The following is a 17,173-nucleotide window of genomic DNA, read 5'->3' on the forward strand; positions in this document are numbered from 1 at the left end:
GCATCGTTTTTATCAGAAGGGCTCTGCAGCGACTACGCTCGCACAGCGAAAATCTGCCTTTCAGTCCGCAATTTGCACTATTTTCGCCGGCGGATCATCAGCTTGGACGGCAGGAAGTGCCTTCCAACAAATCGCCCTGATCCTAATCGCGAAAATTTGCGTGGCAGGAGCGACACTCGTTCCCGATTTCTGTCACCATTTTGTCGGCAAGAGAAATGGGCTCGGCCGACATGGTTTTGCCGTAAAGGAATGTATGCAGCTGGAACGCATTCTGCTGAGATGTCTTCAGAAGTTCGGCGTATTCCTGACCGCGCCCCGAATCCACTCTCATCAGTTCCGCGAACTGCTCAGCCAAAAGCAGAGCTTCGTGGGAAGCATCGAGGTCCGGATGGGATTCAAGTTGCTGCCATTTGTTTTTTGAAAATCGCTTCAGTGCATCAAAGTGTTTTTCGGCCGCAACCATGGATTGAACTTCTGGAGGCGTCGGCACCGTCGGCGAAAACTCGACCTCCAGGCTGCAGAGCGAATCCTCGTCATATTCAGATGCACCAGCCACAGATTGATAGAGCCCCTGATAGCGATCACTCGTGCCAGCCAGCTTCAGAAACTCTTCGCCTTTCTCTTTGGGCATATTCCCCAAACCAATGCTGGCCATAGCGGCGGCAGCAGGACTTCGATGGTGCCCATGATGGCAGTGAATGTAAACCGGACCCTCGAGTTCAATCAAAGCCTTGCAAAGCTTTTGAGCATGCTCGTCGCTGACCCCGTCGTATCCGTGTGGCAAATGAACGTATCGCAAACCATGTTGTTCTGCCAATTCAACTTCTGGTTTGGCACCGTCAACCGAGATGACGGTTCGAACGCCCATCTCCGTCAGCTTGGCAAAACCAGCTTCGCCTTCTGGCTGACCTCCAGAGTAGAGACCGTCGGAGACTTTCCAACAGTTCGGCAGTTCTTCCGCCGCAACCATCTCGAACACAGTTTCACTAACCGCATCGTTTCGGTGCACGAGTTTTTTGGGCGGAGCAACAACCAGCACCACTACAGAAACCATGAGAGCAGCAAGTATTGCGATGACGCCAAGTGTTCGGTTCACGTTCGTCCTCTGAAGCGACGCTGTTTTCGGCCATAAGATCAATCCTATCTTAGCGGTGACTTCGGCTGAATTCACACGGTTCACCGTTTTGTAGCCAAATTGCTACGTGACTTACCCAGTCACAATTCTGACGGGCCAAATCCCAGGTGGCGTCAAAAGCCAAGCTGAAACCGAGTGCAAATCGTGGCATCCACGCTGCTGAGATTGCTGCGGTGGCGTGCGAAAGAAAATTCGCGAGAAAAAAGCGGACGGAGAGGGATTCGAACCCCCGGTAGAGTTACCCCCACGCCGGTTTTCAAAACCGGTGCCTTAAACCAAGCTCAGCCATCCGTCCGGGATGTCGCAGTGTCAATTTGACCTCACCAAAAGGCTTAAACAAGGTCGACTGCTGTTCAGTTCCAGTTTGCCTTCTGCGTCTGATTCCGGCAAGATCAAAACGCCAAAAATCGCAGAGCTGCCCTGTGGAACAACTGAGGCGAAATCTTAGCAAAATCGGCGATCCAGACAAGCCATGTCCGGCCTTCTTGCTGATCTCGCACCGGAACGGACAGGGGCCGAAGAATCCGCACTCAGAACAGGGCAGGGCGATGCAGCAAATCGACATCGCCACTGCAAAGCTGGACAACGGTCGAATTGGACAAAATGCCGTTATGGCTCGCAAAATCGGCTCAAGGCCAGCACGCCGTTCCGACCGTCATCCAATTAGCGTACTGCTTCATACTTACGCGGAACGCGATTCCACACGCTATAGGTATGCACCCGGTTGGTTGCCTTGCCATCGGTTGTCGTTAAAGGCAGTTCGTTCTTACACCAATCCAGAATACTGCCTTTATAGTTCCAGGAGTTCCAACCCTTTTTCTTGAGCTGGTTTGCATAGCTGGCACTGCGTACTCCGGAGGTGCAATAGACGATGACCGCTTTTCCCTGATGCTGCTTGATTTCTTTCTCAAATTTGACTTTTGTAATCGCACCCTTGATGACCGAGACTTTGGTTTCGGCAACCGAACGAACATCGACGATCACAAATTTATCTTTCTTGGTTTTGTCGCCCTGAAGCTGCCGGATTTGATTTACCTTGACGACCGGAGCGGTCTGGATTTGTTTCGCATCCTGAGCGGAAACAATCGAATGTGATCCGAAGACCATCCACATCGCGACGATGACAACCAAACTGTGGGTTCTTGAAAGCTGCATTGAATTAAGTCCAAAACTAAAAGTATGATTCAAGGAAACGTTCCTTGCGATTCCATGTGATTTAATAACGTTCGTCCCGAAACCAGACCGCCTGACACCGTGCCCAAACAGTCTATCTGTCGCCACGTTTGATGTCAGGCAAACATATGGCGGAGCGTGTTTTTTTGAACAGACCTGGCACTATGACTTCTCTTTCAGTTGGCCCGAGTTTTGAACCAGCCGAAAGCCGCCGCTGAGATTGGTCACGTCAAATTTGTGCTGCTGCAATAGCCGCGTGGCCATGTATCCGCGCAATCCGACGTGGCAATAGACGACGATCCGACGATCGCGAGGCAACTCGGCGAGGTTTTCGCGAAGCACTTCGAGAGGAATGTTGCGAGCGTTTGGCAGATGGCCCCGAGCAAACTCCTGCTCTGAGCGAACGTCCAATAATTCGCTCTCGTTTGACTCCGAGATCGTGAGCTCGTCCCCCATGTGAACCACCGGGTGGTCGCCTCGCAGGACGCCCGATGCGACGAACCCCGCCATGTTAACCGGATCCTTGGCCGAACCAAACTGAGGAGCATAGCAAAGTTCGACTTCTTCGAGATCGTAGACCGACATGCCAGCCTGAATTGCCATCGAGATTACGTCGATCCGCTTGTCGACTCCGTTTGTGCCGACGGCTTGAGCTCCCAAAATACGTCCGTCGACTGAATCAAACAGCAACTTCAAAGTCATCTGTGTCGCGCCCGGAAAGTAACCGGCGTGGTCTTTCGGATGGATGTAGATCTTCCTGAAAGCATGCCCCGACCGTCGCAACTGCTTTTCATTCTGACCCGTCATCGCAGCCGTCTGCCCAAACACGCCGACAACCGAAGTGCCTTGAGTCCCCCGGTATTTTGAACTGCGACCGCAAATGTGATCGGCGGCAATGCGGCCCTGGCGATTCGCCGGTCCAGCCAACGGAATTTGCGTCGGCTCGCCCGTTACAAAATCACTCACTTCCGCCACATCGCCCACGGCGTAAATGTTCGGATCGTTTGTCTGCATGTGTTCGTTGGTGATGATCCCGCCGCGTGAACCAATCTCAAGTCCTGCGTCGACCGCCAGTTTGTTTACTGGCCGGACACCGATGCAAACCACGGCGAAACAGGCAGGCAACGTTCGCCCGGAATCCAGTTTTACAATCAAGTTGTTTTCATTCTGCGGACAACTGGCAAACTCTATCGCCGAATCGTTCAGCTGTAGCTTGACGCCTTTTTCACGCAGATGGTCTTCGAGCGGACGCACCATCTCCATGTCCCAAGGGCTCAGGATTTGGCCACCCAATTCAACCAGCGTGACATCGAGTCCGCGGCGAATCAGATTCTCAGCGACCTCGACTCCAATGAACCCTGCTCCGACAATTACCGCTCGTCGGCTGCATTGTGTCGTTACGAGATCGTGCATCCGGTCAGCGTCGCACAGGTCACGCAATTCCAGTACATGTGCGCCCTCAATTCCTGGAATTGGTGGGCGAAAGGGCGCTGCACCGGTGGAAAGAATCAGCCTGTCGTACGATTCGCAATACGTTTCGCCCGTCCCCAGGTTCTTGACTGACACTGACCGAGCATCACGATCAATACCGACGACTTCGTGGCGCGTCCGCACGTCGAGCCGATGTCGTTGTCGAAGCATCGCAGCCGGAGCCACCAGCAGTTTGCTTCGCGACTCAATTTCGCCGCCGACGTAATACGGAAGCCCACAGTTGGCAAACGAAGGTTCTGTGCCGCGCTCGATCAGTATGATCTCCGCATCCTCGTCCAGTCGTCTGGCTCGTGCCGCAGCGGAGGCTCCACCTGCCACAGCGCCTACAATCACAATTTTCATATTTATCTACTTCGGATTGTCATGGTACGGAATGCTTTCGCTGCTTTTGAACAACGAAGGCATCTCACATGCGACATCGTTTCAAAAACGACCAGGATTGGAGCCCGGACGAGTCTGCCCTTCAACTGTCTTTATATCGAAATATCGACATATTACAATTCCAGTTTCACAGAAAATCGACACGAGGACGATTTTTAGACGTCTTGTCACGACGGGCAATTCGCAGCTATCAACTTTCGGTGACAGGATGTCGAAAGGTCCAATAGACGATTGCTGTATAGGATGCGATCAGGGGAACGCCGATCATCGCGATGATGCACATCAGCCACAGCGTCCCCTGGCTTGACGCGGCGTTGTAGATGTCGAGAGACGTGGATTCGCTGGTTGAGTAGACCATGTTTGGAAACGTGGAAACAGAATACAGGCCTACCAAGCAGGCAATGTTGATGCTGGACGAGGCAAACGCCTGAGCATATTTTTCCGCCATGATGGCGCGTGGAATATTGGCAACGCACAGCACGTTGAGGATCACGATCGGAATCGCCCACGGAGCCTGTTTGATGTTGTCAACAACATGCTCATTTTCGATCAATGTCATCATCGAAACGAGAATGTAGGCAATCAGAAACACTCCCCAAGTATGCCACAACCAACCCTTGAGCCGCTCGCGAACATCGCCCGTCGTCTTCAGGAACAAAAACATCGCGCCGTGCATTGCGAAGACTGTCGTCGCCAGAAAACCGGTCGCCAATGTGTACGGCGTGAACAGCCCGATCAAATCACCCGTGTAGGTGCCTCTTTCGTCGATCGGAAATCCCTGGATCAAGTTTCCGGCAGCGACACCAAATACGATGGTCGCACCGAGACTTGAAATCGTGAATCCACAGTCCCAAAACAGTTTCCAAAACCGGCTTTCGACTTTGCTGTAGAAATCAATGCTTACCGCGCGGAGGATCAGGCAAAACAACAGCAACATGATCGGCAGATACATCGCCGACAGGATCGTCGCATAGGCTTCCGGAAAAGCAGCAAACAACGCTCCTCCGAAAGTCACCAACCAGACTTCGTTACCATCCCAAAGAGGACCGATGGCTTTGATTGCCAGTCCACGTTCTTTTTCGCCGCCAAGAATCGGATGGATAATGCCGACGCCGAGATCGAAGCCGTCAAGGATCGCGTAGCCAGCCAGCAGCACGCCGAGCAGGATGAACCAGATCAGATTCAAATCCATTTTAGCTTCCCTCCGTGAGTGAGTGGTGACCGGTCAGGGCTTCCGCGAGGTCATCGTTGCCGGATTTTGAAGAGTCGTCTTTATGGGGCGGCCCGGCCTGAATTTTTCGATTCAAGACGAACAACCACAGAATCCCAAGCAGAAAATAGATGGCTCCGAACATGATGATCGACGTCAGAACCTGCTCCGAAGTGATCGCTTTCGAAACCGCGTCGTTGGTTCGCAAGCCAAGCTCACTTTCGTAGATAAACTGTCCGCTTTCGTCCTCCACTCGCACGCCGCTTTCGTCGACCTTGAGAGGAGCCTGAACAATCCAGGGCTGTCGACCGACTTCTGTCGCGACCCAACCGGCTTCGTTTCCGGCAATCGCTGGCACAATCGAAATCACGAACAGCCACATCACCCAGCGTTTGTCAAACAGCGTTCCGCGCCACAGCCAAAACGTCGAAAGCACCATCAGTCCCGTCAGACTAACGCCAGTCCCGATCATGATGTGATAGGCGAAGTACGGAATTTTCACCGGCGGCCGGTCTTCTGGTTTGAACTTGTCCAACCCGATAACGTCTTCGTTGAAATCTTCGTGCACGAGGAAACTGAGTGCTCCGGGGACTTCAACATTCATATCGATCGACTCGGTCTCCTCGTTTGGAATGCCGACCAGACTCATTCCTGCTGGCCCGGTTTCAAAATGGCCTTCGAATGCAGCCAGTTTCGCGGGCTGGTGCTCGTACACCATCTTGGCTTGGAAGTGACCGCTGACGAACATCGCCAGACAGCTAAACAGACACAGAAACAATCCGCCGGTAAGCGACTTCTTCGCGAACTCTTCGTGTTTGCCGCGGATCAGGTACCAGGCTGAAATGCTCAGCACCAAACAAGCGCCCATAATGAAGCAGCCCAGCCAAACATGGATCAGGCGATGCATGGTTGAGGGATTGAAAACCATCGCCCAAAAGTCAACGATCTCTGCCCGCATGATCGGTTGACCGTCGACGAACCAGGGCTCACCGTTGCGAGTCATCTGCACGATTTCGTGGCCGGCCGGAGTTTGCTGCCAACTGTTGGCAATTGTGATCCAGACGCTGCTGAAGATCGAACCGAGAGCGACCATGCAGGCTGCGAAAAAGTGGAACGCCGGGCTGACTCGGTCGTGCCCGTAGACCAGGATGGCGAGGAATCCGGATTCGAGAAAAAACGCAAAGATGCCTTCGGCGGCCAACGCCGATCCGAACACATCACCGACGAAACGGGAGTACATCGCCCAATTGGTTCCGAACTCGAACTCCATAACGATACCGGTGGCGACACCGATCGCAAAGTTGACACCAAAGATCCCGGTCCAGAACCTCGCGGCGTCCATGTAGATCTGTTCTTTCTTCCACAAAAACATGCCCTCGAGCCAGGCGATGATAACGCCCAGGCCGATCGTGAGCGGCGGGAAGAGATAGTGAAACATGATGGTCAGTGCGAATTGAATTCGCGACAACATGACCACGTCCATTTCAGCCAACATCGGTTTCTCGTTTCCGAAAAAGAACATATGCCAATTCAACCAATTTGCCGCTTGGGTGTTCAAAGCGAACCGGTTCTTCGTTGGGCCAATCCCATCGCGAATCAGGAAACGTAAGTTTCATGTCTTCGAGACCGCAATGAAACGGTGGCCCATTGGGACCTTCAACTTGAGCAAACAAAGCGAACAGTTTTCCATCGGGTTTGAGCCATTGGAAAACGGCTTGCTCGTACTGCAATCGCGACTCGGGGCCAATCGCACAAAGGCAGGTTTGTTCGTAGACAGCGTCGACTTTCTGCGGAGGCTGAAAGTCAAACATGCTCCCTTGAACGACCCTCGAATTTTCTTCGAAGCCAACAAGTCGCTTTCTCAGATTCTTAACCGGTTCGCTCGCCAGGTCGATGGCTGTGACATTAAAGCCCTCCTGAGCCAGCTTGACGACTTCGTGACCGCGGCCGCACCCCGGAACGATGATGGAACACGGCTGCAGCTGTCCGGAATCCATCCAATGGTCCAAGGCGGGATGAACTGAGCCGCGATCCCAGCCAGTTTTTCCGTCCCGGTAGCAGGCATTCCAAAATGTTGCGTCGTCGTTCATTTCCCAGGTGGTCCTTCAGCATTCAACTCGATGCCGAGACTCGAAAAATCGATAAACAGCAAGTACATCGCCAGCGCGACTCCAACCAAAGCGGCTCCGTAGGATACGAAAACGACCAGGGTGGAAGCTGCGAACCGATTGTCGGATTGTCCAATGCGGCGAAAGTATTTGTGATAGTGGTAGGGAGCGGCCGCAGTCGTGACCACGCCAAGACAAACCAACAGGACGCCAATCACCGTCGCTTTGACGATCAGCAACACGCTGGTGTTTACGCCGAGCGATTGCATGACCAGGGCAAAACGGGCAATGACGAACCCGAATGCCATCAATGCCAAGCCCGTTCGAATCCACGCCAGGACCGTCCGTTCCGCTGCCATTTGGACGCGCGGGTCGTCTTCGAGAATTCGCTTGCTCTTGCCGCCGTCGTTGTCCTGATTCTCTGCTGCCACAATCGTCTCCTTTTCGTTGGCTCAACTCGATCGCGTTCAGGACCTCAGCTAAAAACTATTGTGAGTTGAACTGTAGAACGATCTGGTTTGACGAACTGTACAGGCGACCCCCTGTTAGTTGCAAGTTACCCCTGAGGTTTGGGAACTTCGATCCAGAAGTATCCTCGCAAGTCTCCGGCCGTAAATCCGGTCGCCTGATCGTTGGGATAGTTGGTCTCGATCGCTTCTGCAACGTCCGCTGCAAGATACTCGGGAGCTCCATGGCACTTGATACAGGCGTCCATCAAACGAATCGGCAACAGAACACCAAGCCCATTCTCTGCCAGTTCAACGTTGACTTCTTTCTCAACACGCTGCTCTACAAAATCTGTAGCCCACTCGGGTGGAACATTTTCGTCGTTTCGCAACAGGAAAGACGTTCTGCCAATCTTCAGCTTCATCTCCTCGCTGATCGATTTTGCAATCTCAGGAGCACGGTTTTTGCAAACTTCGATCGACTTGGCGACTCCATCTTTCGCGACCGAGTCAGTGAGCTCACCGATCAGCGACTGAAAAAGCTTGTCCCGTGCAGCAATGGCGGTCTCACGCTGCTGTTGCTGAACCTCAGAAAGTTCAACCAATGCCGCATCAGAAGCATCGTCCGTCGGCTGAGCCGTTTTTGTGGATTGAGTACAGCCTGCAATCGTGAGCAACGTTGCGGCAGTCGCAAACAGAGTGACGCTCAGTCGCATTAAAGTTTTGTCCATAGTTATGCTCGACTTTCTTATGCTCGACTTTCAAAGTCAATTGTCGCGGGTTTGAGTTAACGTTAGGCGCGGCCACGCAGCATGCCATGCCAATAGAGATTCGGCAGCCCGTACTTTTTTAACATGTACATGCTGAACCGTTCCTGAGACTGATCGAACGGAAATGACTCCATCGGATTCTTGTCATAGTCGAATTCGGCAAGCACCATCGTGCTGTAACTTGTCACCAACGGACACGAAGTATATCCGGTGTAGTGCCCGCTAAGCGGCTTGCCATCGATGAGACAAAGTATGTTCTCGGACGCGGTCGGAGCCTGCTTTCGTATCGCCGCCCCGGTTTTTGACGTCGGCAGGTTTGAGGTGTCTCCAAGCGCAAAAACGTTGGGGTAGCGAACGTGCTGAGTCGTATGCTTGTCGACATCCACCCAACCGTCTTCTGCAGCCAACGGACTGTTTTTCACAAAGTCTCGCGGACCCATTCGTGGCGTCACGTGAAGCATGTCATACTTGATGACGCTCTCTTCGCCAGTATCCAGATGTTCGAACACGGCTTCTTTGGTCTCGGGACGAATCTCCACCAGATTGTGCTGAAGCCGAACGTCGATGTCTTTTCGTTTGACTCTTTTCTCCAGTGTCGTCGCGTAGGGGTCGACTGCAAAAATCCGTGGCTTGGCGAGTGCAAACACGACGTTGCACTGATCGCGAATTCCCTGTTTTCGAAAATAGTCTTCTGCGAGATAGCAAATTTTCTGAGGAGCCCCGCCACACTTGACTGGAGTGTCAGGATGCGTGAAAAGTGCAGTTCCACCTTTGAAATTGCGGATCGTTTCCCAGGTCGTTTCTACAGTGTCATAGCTGTAGTTGCTACAGATCCCGTGTTTGCCAACGATGTCCTTGGTCAGTCCCTTTGTCTCTGACCAGTTCAACTGCAGGCCAGGACAAACGACCAGATAATCGTAAGGAACCGATTCGCCTCCGACGGTCTTGACCGTGTTGTTTTCAGGATCGAAAGACTCAACCGCGTCTTTCATCCACGTCGCGCCGTGAGGAATAAAGTCAGCTTGCTCGCGTTCCGATTCCTCTTTCGGAAACACTCCGCCGCCAATCAAAGTCCACAGAGGCTGATAGTAATGCTTTTCGCTCGGTTCAATGATTGTGACATCGAGCTCCGAACGCGAGTTAAGCAAATGCGCGGCTGTCGTGAGACCGGCCGAGCCACCGCCGACGATAACAATTTTTGGATTCGACATTTCAAGTCCTGCAGGTGTGTAGGGATTCGGCCATGTCATCACGCTGAAGACGGCCGCTGGTTTGCTCTTCCGTGTGTTACGGCTTTTCCATGTTCTTGCCGAACTGTTCTCCAAATTTCGCAGCAAATGCAACGGCCTTTTGAATCTCCGGGTTTCTCATCACGCCCAGCAATCCAAAAATGCCGATTCGCTGTTTCGTAGTGGACAACGCCGACTCCTTTTGAGCTGACGTCAACGCGTTGGCGGCATTTCCAACGACTGCGATGGCTTCGTTGCTGAGGATATCAGACTTGAGCAGCTCGCCAATTTTTTCAAGGTCCTGTTTGTCGATCTGCGCACCCAACCACAACGCCGCCTGCAATCCATTGACGAGACTACGCTCAAGATCGACTCCGTCACCCTCGCAACGCTTTTGAAAGTCGTCGAAAACGTCGCCCAGTGACGCGATCACGTTCGGGACTTCATCCGCGAGCTTTGCCAAAGCCGCAAGTTGTGGAAGTCGCTGGACAAGCGTCTGAAGCGACTTCATATTCTCAGGTTCGGTGAGTTGCAACAGCAACCCAAGCAGGCCTTCAACGCGAGGCTCGACTTCAACTCCCTTGTCCGCGGCGCGAGAAATCTTCTCGTCGATTGCGTCTGCCGAAGTCGCAAAGGCATCTTCAACCGAAACGCCCATTCGCTCAAACAGGACCTGCTCGATCGTCTGAGATTCATTGTCTGTGGTTTTCATTTTCAACTCCACTATCGTTTCCTGTTGAGTCATGAATCAACTACTTGCGTGATCACCGTGTCGGGCTGCGGGTCGGTCGACTTCAGCAATTCGCTGCCCTCCTTGAGGATCACAAAGGCGCCGACAAGCACGAGAAAGACTGCGAAGGCCTGCGTCAGCCCACGCTGGTTTAATCGTGAATTAATTTGCTGCCCAAGAAAGCAGCCAAACAGTCCAACACCAACGAAAATCCCGATCGTCGACCAGTCAACAGACAAGTCATGGGCACTCAGGTAGTGTTGGTATTTAAAGAAACCGACGGCGGACTTCATCACAATGATGACCAGACTGGTTCCGATTGCGGTCCTCATCGGGAGCTTTCCAAGGATCAACAGGGCGGGCACGATCAGGAAGCCACCGCCGACTCCGACAAACCCGGTCAGCACGCCGACCAGCGACCCCTCAAGGAAGATCAAGACGCCCTTGGTGCCATCAATTGAACGTTTCGCACCAACCGATTCTTCGATGGTGCTGCTCTTTTTCCCAAACGCCTTTCGGATCATGAATCCCGCTGCCAACAACAGGACCAACCCAAATACGATTAGCTGCAGCGCGTCGCTGGCCATTCCTCCAAGCCACGCGCCGATGAAAGTGCCGAGCATCGCCGGCAATCCAAACAGAACAACACTTGGCCAATCGACCTGTTTCGCGCGAGCAAACGGTAAAGCGCCCGCCGCGGAGATTGCGCCGACAATCGCCATGGATTCAGCGATTGAAATCTTGGCGTCGTGTCCGACGAGGTAAACGAGGATCGGAACCATGATGGCCGATCCACCCGACCCCAGCAGGCCAAGAATCATCCCGACAATTATCGCTCCAACAATTATGGTGGTCATGGTATCGCCATTCAATCCTGTTGATTCGTCAACGCACGAGTGCAAAAATACCAATCTTTACATTCAACATTCCCAGCAATTCGTTCCTGCGCCTGCTGAATCGTTTTCGGCGGCGGCACGATGACATCGTCTCCCGGTTGCCAACCTTCCGGCGTCGCGATCCCGTGCTGTTCAGAAGCCTGCATCGCTTTGAGCAATCTCAGAAACTCGTCGATATTTCGACCGTTGCTCATCGGATAGTAAATCATGGCTCGCATGACTCCTTCCGGGTCGATAAAGAATGTGGTTCGCACGGCGGAGGTGTCACTGGCTCCCGGCATGATCATTCCGTAGGCCGATGCAACTTCCATCGAAAGGTCATCGATAATCGGGAACGGAATCTCAACTCCGAATTTTTCTTTGATGTTCAGCATCCAGGCGACGTGCGAAAATGTACTGTCAATCGACAGCCCCAGCAAATCACAATTAAGCTTCTGAAACTCAGGCCAGGCTTTCGCAAACCCCATGAACTCGGTGGTGCAGACGGGCGTGAAGTCCGCCGGATGCGAAAACAGGATCAACCAGCGTCCCTTGTAGTCACTCAGCTTCCGGTCACCATGCGTCGTCGGTGCATGAAAGTCCGGAGCCGCCTCGTTCAATCGTGGAAGCGTCACCCGCGTTCCTGAAAAGTCGTTGCTAAAACTCATCGCTGGACTCGTTAAAACTTCTGAACCAATGCCTTCACCGTGCGTCTTGCGACGACTGAAATTTCCACACATGCGGTCTCCTAGTGAGGCAGTTTTGACTTCAGCATTGCGTACAGATACATCCCAATCATCGCCCCTGCGAGAGTCACCCACCCCAGCCAGGCACCGGCACCAATTTGAGCGTAAATTGGACCAGGGCAGGCCCCCGTGATCGCCCAGCCAGCACCAAATAGCATACCGCCGATGACAACACCTTTGTGAAATGGCTTGGGTTTGTAAACAATTGGCTCGCCTTCGATCGTCTTTGCGCGCTGTGACTTGATGATCAGCATCGAGATCATGGCGACGACGACACCGACGCCAATGATCAGGTACATGTGAGCTTCCTTGAACAGAAACATGTCGTGAACACGCTGCCAACGAACCACCTCGGATTTGGTTAGCACGATGCCAAAGTACGTCCCGACCAGCAACGACATTGCCAGTGCGAGCGACGAAACACCGGCCTGCTCATTTGACTTACCCGGCGGCGACGCTTCGGATTTTATTTTGTTCTCTGATACAGTTGCCATCTCAAAATCCTCCAAAGATTAAGCTTCCGAGTCCCCAAGTCACTCCCAGTCCGCCGACGAAAAAGAAAATGGTGGCGACGAGGCTGGGCCAATTGAGATTCGCGATTCCGGTAATTGAGTGCCCGGACGTGCAGCCTCCCGCGTAACGTGTTCCGAAGCCCACCAGGATACCGCCCAGCAGCAGTCGCACCACGCCACCGACGCTCGCGAATGATTCAGGCAGGAACTCCACCGGTTCGGCGGAAAGGAAGTTGTTGGCGATGAAGCCGCCGATCACGATGCCGATCGCAAACACCAGCGTCCACAATCCTTTACGACGATTAAAGTCGCGGAGATAAGGCAGTTTTGAGTTGGGCGAACACATCGCACCCACTTGCTGCAAACTGGTTGAGATACCAAACCCCTGGCCGGCAAGGAAATACAGCATGGGCACCGTCAGCCCCACCAAAATCCCTGACAGCCACCACGGCCACGGTTGCATGATGAAATCCATTAGCGTCCTTTCAAAATTGAATCGGCAGCGTAAACAGTAAAGGTCTTTGATGGCGAATTGCCATCCGGTTGCGGGGCCCGGGGCATGCGACGGCTACATCTGCAGCACACGCATCCCCACCCTGAACGCACTACCAATTGATTGCCACAATGTCGAGTTTTAGCACGATTCGCCACAGCCAACGGATTGCGGCTGTTCGGAAACGACCGGATTGCCTTCCTTTTCCCAACGCACAATTCCACCATCAAGGTTGATGACGTTCTTGATCCCGCTGGCCTGAGCAATACCGCACGCGACGGCAGAACGCGCTCCAGATCGACAATGGAAAACCACAGGCTTGCTGTCGTCGATCTCCTTTACGCTGTCCAAGATTTTGCCGAGGAATCGGTGGTCTGCCTGAGGAATATGGCCCTCGTTCCACTCAGCCTGACGCCGAACATCAACCAACAACATATCGCCCCGTTCGATCGCGCCAGCGACCTCTTCGGGAGTTTTGTATTCATAGGCTTCCGTCGCCAAACCTGACTTCGCAACTTCATCGCCATCGAAATAGCCAACGATGTTGTCGACACCCATTTCACGAAAAACGTGAATCGCATCAGCAAGTTCTGCGCCGCCAGCGATCAGATACAACGGCTTGCTATAGTCGACGTACCAACCAGCGTCGCGAGCGATATACTTGGTCGGAATGTTCAGCGCCCCAGGAACATGATTTCGGGCGAAGCTCTTCGAAGCCCCGACATCGATCACCATGTGATCCTCAACCGTGGCGGTGAGCTTGGCGATGTCAATCTTTTTCGGCAAACCCTCGTCGCCGATCACTTTCGGACCGTGCTTGTTGACATGTTTCATGACCGCAAAGTATGGCGGAGCTTCCGGCTGATCAGACAGCACGTAAGCAACAAACTCGTCTTCAGATTTAAACTGAAGAGCTTCGTTGAAAAGTTTTTCATAACCAACGGTGCTGGACGGAATCGCCCCCAGCCCTTTACCACAGGCACTACCTGCACCGTGCGAAGGCCAGACCTGCAGAAAGTCAGGCAGTTCGTTGAATCGCTTGATCGAAGCGAACAGATCGCGAGCCCCAGGCTCCGCCGTTCCCGCCTGGCCAGCAGCCTCTTCGAGCAAATCGGGCCGCCCGATGGAGCCAACGAAGACAAAATCGCCTGTGAAAATTCCCATCGGCCGATCTGCTCCACCGCCAGTGTCGGTCAGGATGAACGAGATACTTTCGGGAGTATGGCCCGGCGTGTGCATGACTTTGAATTTGATATTCCCGACCGCAAACTCGTTGCCGTCCTTCAGCAACTGATGATCGTAGCCATCCACAAACGTGTACTTCCAGTCAGCTGGTCCTTCATCGGAAACGTAGAGCTTTGCACCGATTGCTTCAGCCAATTCACGGCTACCAGAAACATAATCCGCGTGAATATGAGTTTCGGCCGAGCCAACGATCGTCATCCCTTCCCGTTCTGCAACGTCGAGATACTGGTCGATGTTTCGATCTGGATCGATCAAAATGGCCTCGCCAGTCTTTTGACAACCGACCATGTATGAAGCGTGAGCGAGCGATTTGTCGTAAAAGTATTTGAGCAACATAGTGCTTTCTCCCTTAAGCGATTCAATATACGTAAATATCTCGAATGATCGATATGTGATCCAAAAAAAAGATCGCTTCCTATCCGAATCGATCCTGAATGCACGACATGATGTCTTGCAGGTGCGGCTCAGAAACCGAATAAAAAACGGTTCGTCCGCTACGTTGACTGCTGAGAAACCCACAACGATGCATCAACCGAAGATGATCTGACGTCGTCGGCTGGTTCAAATCGCAATGCTCCGCGATTTCATTGACGGACAATTGCTGCCCGGACAACAGGAGCTGCACAATTTGCAGTCGGTGCGGATGCGCCAAAGCCTTCAGGCATTCGGCAGCAAGCGACAGCGAATCGAAGTTGAGCTGTTTCGATTTTCTGGGTTTGTTCATCAGTCTTCTTCCTTTCGTTGTAAATATATCGTCGAATCTCGATATGTCAATTCTGTCTTTTCCCGAAATTGTCATTTTTACCGGAAGAAGTTTTGCGAGCAGTTCGGGCTGGAGCGTTTGCACTGGTTTATGTCCATTCGATTTTGCGGATAGAATACCGAGCTTCGTTTTCAGCGGCGAAGCTGAATCAATTTGGAAATTCAACTAGATCGTTCGTACGAAACCAGTGCAAAAATACCTAAACCCTCGAATCGGAAACGTAGCGGCCATCTGGGGCGTTGTCGGCGCGTGCTCAGTGCTCGGCTTTGCCGTCTTTCGAATGATCGGCCATGTGAATGAGGGATTCCAGCATACTCTTGGTTGGCAGCATTACGCGTTGATGGTGCCGTGGCTGTTTTTCATGCTTTATAGCGAGGGCTATAAGGGGTTTCAGAAAGGTTATTCGCCACGGGTAGCCGCGAGGGCGAATTATCTTCGCGAACGTTCAACGCTGGTGCGTGCCGTGTTTGCGCCGCTGTTCTGCATGGGCTTCTTTGATTCGACCAGGAAACGAAAGATCGTCATTTGGGTTTTACTGCTGGCAATCACTTCGCTCGTCGTGATTTTTCAGTTCATCCCGCAGCCTTGGCGCGGCGTATTGGACCTTGGAGTCGTCCTTGGGCTGACCTGGGGAATTTTGGCGACGTTGTATTTTATGGTCAAGTTTTGGTTCGGCGATGCGGCGGACGCCAATCCGGAAGTCCCCGAGTGAAGAAAGTGCAAAGCTCACCCGGAATTAACGTTCCGCCCACTCGCACTCACTTCTTCTGTTTTTCCTTTCGCCGCGCCTCAATCAAACCGGCACCATAGTCGTTCGACGGATCACGATACATCGCGTGGATGTGATTCATGGGAACCCCGCCCAGTCGCTGTGGCGAATACTCCATCAGAATCGAAGGACTCTGGATTCGAAACGAAGCATCGCCTCCGTTTTTGGTCGATCCTTTCCACGAAATCCAGGTCTCTGCCAAGTCCGCTTCGATTTTCTCGAGCTCAATTTTCGCATGCGTGGCGTTGAGCACACCGATTCGCTTACCGATCAGTACCTTCAACAGTTGGAGCTGTTTCTCATCAAGCTCAGTGGCCTTCATTCCTTCAGCCGCCGGTTCGATTTTGGTTGCGCCGGGACCGAAACGGATATCTCCGTAGCGTTCGGCAATTACGGCTTTCTTTTTCTGATCATCGGTTAGCGATTCGATAAACGCGTAGGCAGCATCTTCTTCGTCGGCAACCTGACGAACCTGCTTTCCTTCCCACTCAAAATCAATCGGTTGACCGCCGGTCAAAGTAGGCGACATGGTCATCTGATCGCCAACGATCGTAATATTGATCGCCAAATGATGGCCTCCGAATTGATACATCCACGGACTGGTCGTCGATGGTTCGCCCAGAATGGAGATGAAGTATTCGTCGCTACCGAAGCTGGTTCGTCTTCGAGAGTTCTGTTTCAAAAATTCGTCACCGTTCATGTTGTCGATGACCTGCTGGACACCATTTTCACTCAACGTCGCTTTCAACAACTGCATCGCGGCCTGTTGTTGGTTCTCTTTTAAGTCACCCCACCGCAGCCCGCCACGAGGAACATTTGCAACTGGCAAGTTGGACCAGTTATCCCGTTGGTCGTTGTCCAGAAACGAGTACATCACTTGCTCGTACTGAGACTGGTCAACCGATTTCAGAAACGCATTTGCAGCGTCGACAGCTTTGGCAACAACTTCTGCGGGAGTCGCATCCGCCGTAGCCTCTGCGGTTTGCGCGCAACCAATCGAGGCGATTTGCGCGAACACAACAAGGGCGACGATTCGCAAAATAGATGCTCGAGTAAACATAGTGGCTCCGGCTAAACTGACTTCGGTTGTGAGCGAA

18 protein-coding genes and 1 tRNA gene are annotated in these 17,173 nt (G+C 52.8%); 1 reads left to right on the forward strand and 18 read right to left on the reverse strand.

The annotated features are described in order from the left end of the window. Nucleotides 1-142: 142 nt before the first annotated feature. The 17 genes from MFFC18_RS17045 to MFFC18_RS17125 form a co-directional block, all read right to left on the reverse strand. The gene (locus MFFC18_RS17045; RefSeq protein WP_148618949.1) at nt 143-1,096 is read right to left on the reverse strand and encodes a protein-tyrosine phosphatase family protein; all 954 of its coding nucleotides are present in this window, start codon (nt 1,094-1,096) and stop codon (nt 143-145) included. Between the two features lie 245 nt (nt 1,097-1,341). Then, nucleotides 1,342-1,430 (reverse strand) — tRNA-Ser (locus MFFC18_RS17050). Between the two features lie 368 nt (nt 1,431-1,798). Further along, nucleotides 1,799-2,290, reverse strand: coding sequence for a rhodanese-like domain-containing protein (locus tag MFFC18_RS17055; RefSeq protein WP_075086173.1), 492 nt, complete (start codon nt 2,288-2,290; stop codon nt 1,799-1,801). A gap of 180 nt (nt 2,291-2,470) precedes the next feature. Continuing rightward, on the reverse strand, nt 2,471-4,141 hold the full coding sequence (locus tag MFFC18_RS17060) for an FAD-dependent oxidoreductase (protein ID WP_075086172.1): 1,671 nt from the start codon (nt 4,139-4,141) through the stop codon (nt 2,471-2,473). 229 nt (nt 4,142-4,370) lie between these two features. Then, on the reverse strand, nt 4,371-5,372 hold the full coding sequence (gene cydB, locus MFFC18_RS17065; protein ID WP_075086171.1) for a cytochrome d ubiquinol oxidase subunit II: 1,002 nt from the start codon (nt 5,370-5,372) through the stop codon (nt 4,371-4,373). A gap of 1 nt (nt 5,373) precedes the next feature. Then, on the reverse strand, nt 5,374-6,885 hold the full coding sequence (locus MFFC18_RS17070; protein ID WP_238381336.1) for a cytochrome ubiquinol oxidase subunit I: 1,512 nt from the start codon (nt 6,883-6,885) through the stop codon (nt 5,374-5,376). After that, nucleotides 6,875-7,480 carry a methyltransferase domain-containing protein gene (locus tag MFFC18_RS17075; RefSeq protein ID WP_075086170.1) on the reverse strand — a complete coding sequence of 202 codons (606 nt, stop codon included), beginning with the start codon at nt 7,478-7,480 and terminating at the stop codon, nt 6,875-6,877. Before MFFC18_RS17075 ends, MFFC18_RS17070 begins: the two co-directional genes overlap by 11 nt. Beyond that, nucleotides 7,477-7,929, reverse strand: a complete 453-nt coding sequence (locus MFFC18_RS17080; protein WP_075086169.1) for a YidH family protein — start codon at nt 7,927-7,929, stop codon at nt 7,477-7,479. Before MFFC18_RS17080 ends, MFFC18_RS17075 begins: the two co-directional genes overlap by 4 nt. 125 nt (nt 7,930-8,054) lie before the next feature. Then, entirely contained in the window at nt 8,055-8,675 is a 621-nt protein-coding gene (locus MFFC18_RS17085) for a c-type heme family protein (RefSeq protein WP_075086168.1), read from the reverse strand. A gap of 62 nt (nt 8,676-8,737) precedes the next feature. Then, complete coding sequence (locus tag MFFC18_RS17090; RefSeq protein ID WP_075086167.1) at nt 8,738-9,925, reverse strand: NAD(P)/FAD-dependent oxidoreductase; 1,188 nt, start codon at nt 9,923-9,925, stop codon at nt 8,738-8,740. 76 nt (nt 9,926-10,001) lie between these two features. Further along, a complete protein-coding gene (locus MFFC18_RS17095) occupies nt 10,002-10,655 on the reverse strand; it encodes a DUF1641 domain-containing protein (RefSeq protein ID WP_157665240.1) in 654 nt (217 codons plus the stop codon). A gap of 29 nt (nt 10,656-10,684) precedes the next feature. After that, nucleotides 10,685-11,530, reverse strand: a complete 846-nt coding sequence (locus tag MFFC18_RS17100; protein WP_075086165.1) for a sulfite exporter TauE/SafE family protein — start codon at nt 11,528-11,530, stop codon at nt 10,685-10,687. A gap of 11 nt (nt 11,531-11,541) precedes the next feature. Continuing rightward, complete coding sequence (locus tag MFFC18_RS17105) at nt 11,542-12,216, reverse strand: peroxiredoxin (protein ID WP_075086345.1); 675 nt, start codon at nt 12,214-12,216, stop codon at nt 11,542-11,544. Nucleotides 12,217-12,296: 80 nt separating this feature from the next. Then, nucleotides 12,297-12,788: a DUF6691 family protein gene (locus MFFC18_RS17110; RefSeq protein WP_084417389.1), complete on the reverse strand. Its 492-nt coding sequence runs from the start codon at nt 12,786-12,788 to the stop codon at nt 12,297-12,299. Nucleotide 12,789: 1 nt separating this feature from the next. After that, nucleotides 12,790-13,281 carry a YeeE/YedE family protein gene (locus tag MFFC18_RS17115; RefSeq protein WP_075086164.1) on the reverse strand — a complete coding sequence of 164 codons (492 nt, stop codon included), beginning with the start codon at nt 13,279-13,281 and terminating at the stop codon, nt 12,790-12,792. Nucleotides 13,282-13,440: 159 nt separating this feature from the next. Next, nucleotides 13,441-14,880, reverse strand: a complete 1,440-nt coding sequence (locus tag MFFC18_RS17120; protein WP_075086163.1) for an MBL fold metallo-hydrolase — start codon at nt 14,878-14,880, stop codon at nt 13,441-13,443. A 79-nt stretch (nt 14,881-14,959) separates the two neighbouring features. Beyond that, complete coding sequence (locus tag MFFC18_RS17125) at nt 14,960-15,268, reverse strand: ArsR/SmtB family transcription factor (protein ID WP_075086343.1); 309 nt, start codon at nt 15,266-15,268, stop codon at nt 14,960-14,962. Between the two features lie 226 nt (nt 15,269-15,494). Between MFFC18_RS17125 and MFFC18_RS17130 the strand changes: the two genes are divergently transcribed. Further along, the gene (locus MFFC18_RS17130; protein WP_084417388.1) at nt 15,495-16,019 is read left to right on the forward strand and encodes a hypothetical protein; all 525 of its coding nucleotides are present in this window, start codon (nt 15,495-15,497) and stop codon (nt 16,017-16,019) included. A 46-nt stretch (nt 16,020-16,065) separates the two neighbouring features. Here MFFC18_RS17130 and MFFC18_RS17135 read toward each other — a convergent pair whose 3' ends face one another. Beyond that, nucleotides 16,066-17,136 (reverse strand): DUF3500 domain-containing protein, encoded by a 1,071-nt coding sequence (locus MFFC18_RS17135; RefSeq protein ID WP_075086162.1) that lies wholly within the window; start codon nt 17,134-17,136, stop codon nt 16,066-16,068. Between the last annotated feature and the right edge of the window lie 37 nt (nt 17,137-17,173).

This window comes from Mariniblastus fucicola (assembly GCF_008087665.1).
Taxonomy (GTDB): Bacteria; Planctomycetota; Planctomycetia; order Pirellulales; family Pirellulaceae; genus Mariniblastus; species Mariniblastus fucicola.

What these genes read in the sequence shown, in the direction of transcription:
- MFFC18_RS17055 (WP_075086173.1), bottom strand. Translation starts at nt 2,290, where the DNA reads ATGCAGCTTTCAAGAACCCACAGTTTGGTTGTCATCGTCGCGATGTGG.
- MFFC18_RS17060 (WP_075086172.1), bottom strand. Translation starts at nt 4,141, where the DNA reads ATGAAAATTGTGATTGTAGGCGCTGTGGCAGGTGGAGCCTCCGCTGCG.
- cydB (WP_075086171.1), bottom strand. Translation starts at nt 5,372, where the DNA reads ATGGATTTGAATCTGATCTGGTTCATCCTGCTCGGCGTGCTGCTGGCT.
- MFFC18_RS17070 (WP_238381336.1), bottom strand. Translation starts at nt 6,885, where the DNA reads ATGTTGGCTGAAATGGACGTGGTCATGTTGTCGCGAATTCAATTCGCA.
- MFFC18_RS17075 (WP_075086170.1), bottom strand. Translation starts at nt 7,480, where the DNA reads ATGAACGACGACGCAACATTTTGGAATGCCTGCTACCGGGACGGAAAA.
- MFFC18_RS17085 (WP_075086168.1), bottom strand. Translation starts at nt 8,675, where the DNA reads ATGGACAAAACTTTAATGCGACTGAGCGTCACTCTGTTTGCGACTGCC.
- MFFC18_RS17090 (WP_075086167.1), bottom strand. Translation starts at nt 9,925, where the DNA reads ATGTCGAATCCAAAAATTGTTATCGTCGGCGGTGGCTCGGCCGGTCTC.
- MFFC18_RS17095 (WP_157665240.1), bottom strand. Translation starts at nt 10,655, where the DNA reads ATGAAAACCACAGACAATGAATCTCAGACGATCGAGCAGGTCCTGTTT.
- MFFC18_RS17100 (WP_075086165.1), bottom strand. Translation starts at nt 11,530, where the DNA reads ATGACCACCATAATTGTTGGAGCGATAATTGTCGGGATGATTCTTGGC.
- MFFC18_RS17105 (WP_075086345.1), bottom strand. Translation starts at nt 12,216, where the DNA reads ATGAGTTTTAGCAACGACTTTTCAGGAACGCGGGTGACGCTTCCACGA.
- MFFC18_RS17110 (WP_084417389.1), bottom strand. Translation starts at nt 12,788, where the DNA reads ATGGCAACTGTATCAGAGAACAAAATAAAATCCGAAGCGTCGCCGCCG.
- MFFC18_RS17115 (WP_075086164.1), bottom strand. Translation starts at nt 13,281, where the DNA reads ATGGATTTCATCATGCAACCGTGGCCGTGGTGGCTGTCAGGGATTTTG.
- MFFC18_RS17120 (WP_075086163.1), bottom strand. Translation starts at nt 14,880, where the DNA reads ATGTTGCTCAAATACTTTTACGACAAATCGCTCGCTCACGCTTCATAC.
- MFFC18_RS17125 (WP_075086343.1), bottom strand. Translation starts at nt 15,268, where the DNA reads ATGAACAAACCCAGAAAATCGAAACAGCTCAACTTCGATTCGCTGTCG.
- MFFC18_RS17135 (WP_075086162.1), bottom strand. Translation starts at nt 17,136, where the DNA reads ATGTTTACTCGAGCATCTATTTTGCGAATCGTCGCCCTTGTTGTGTTC.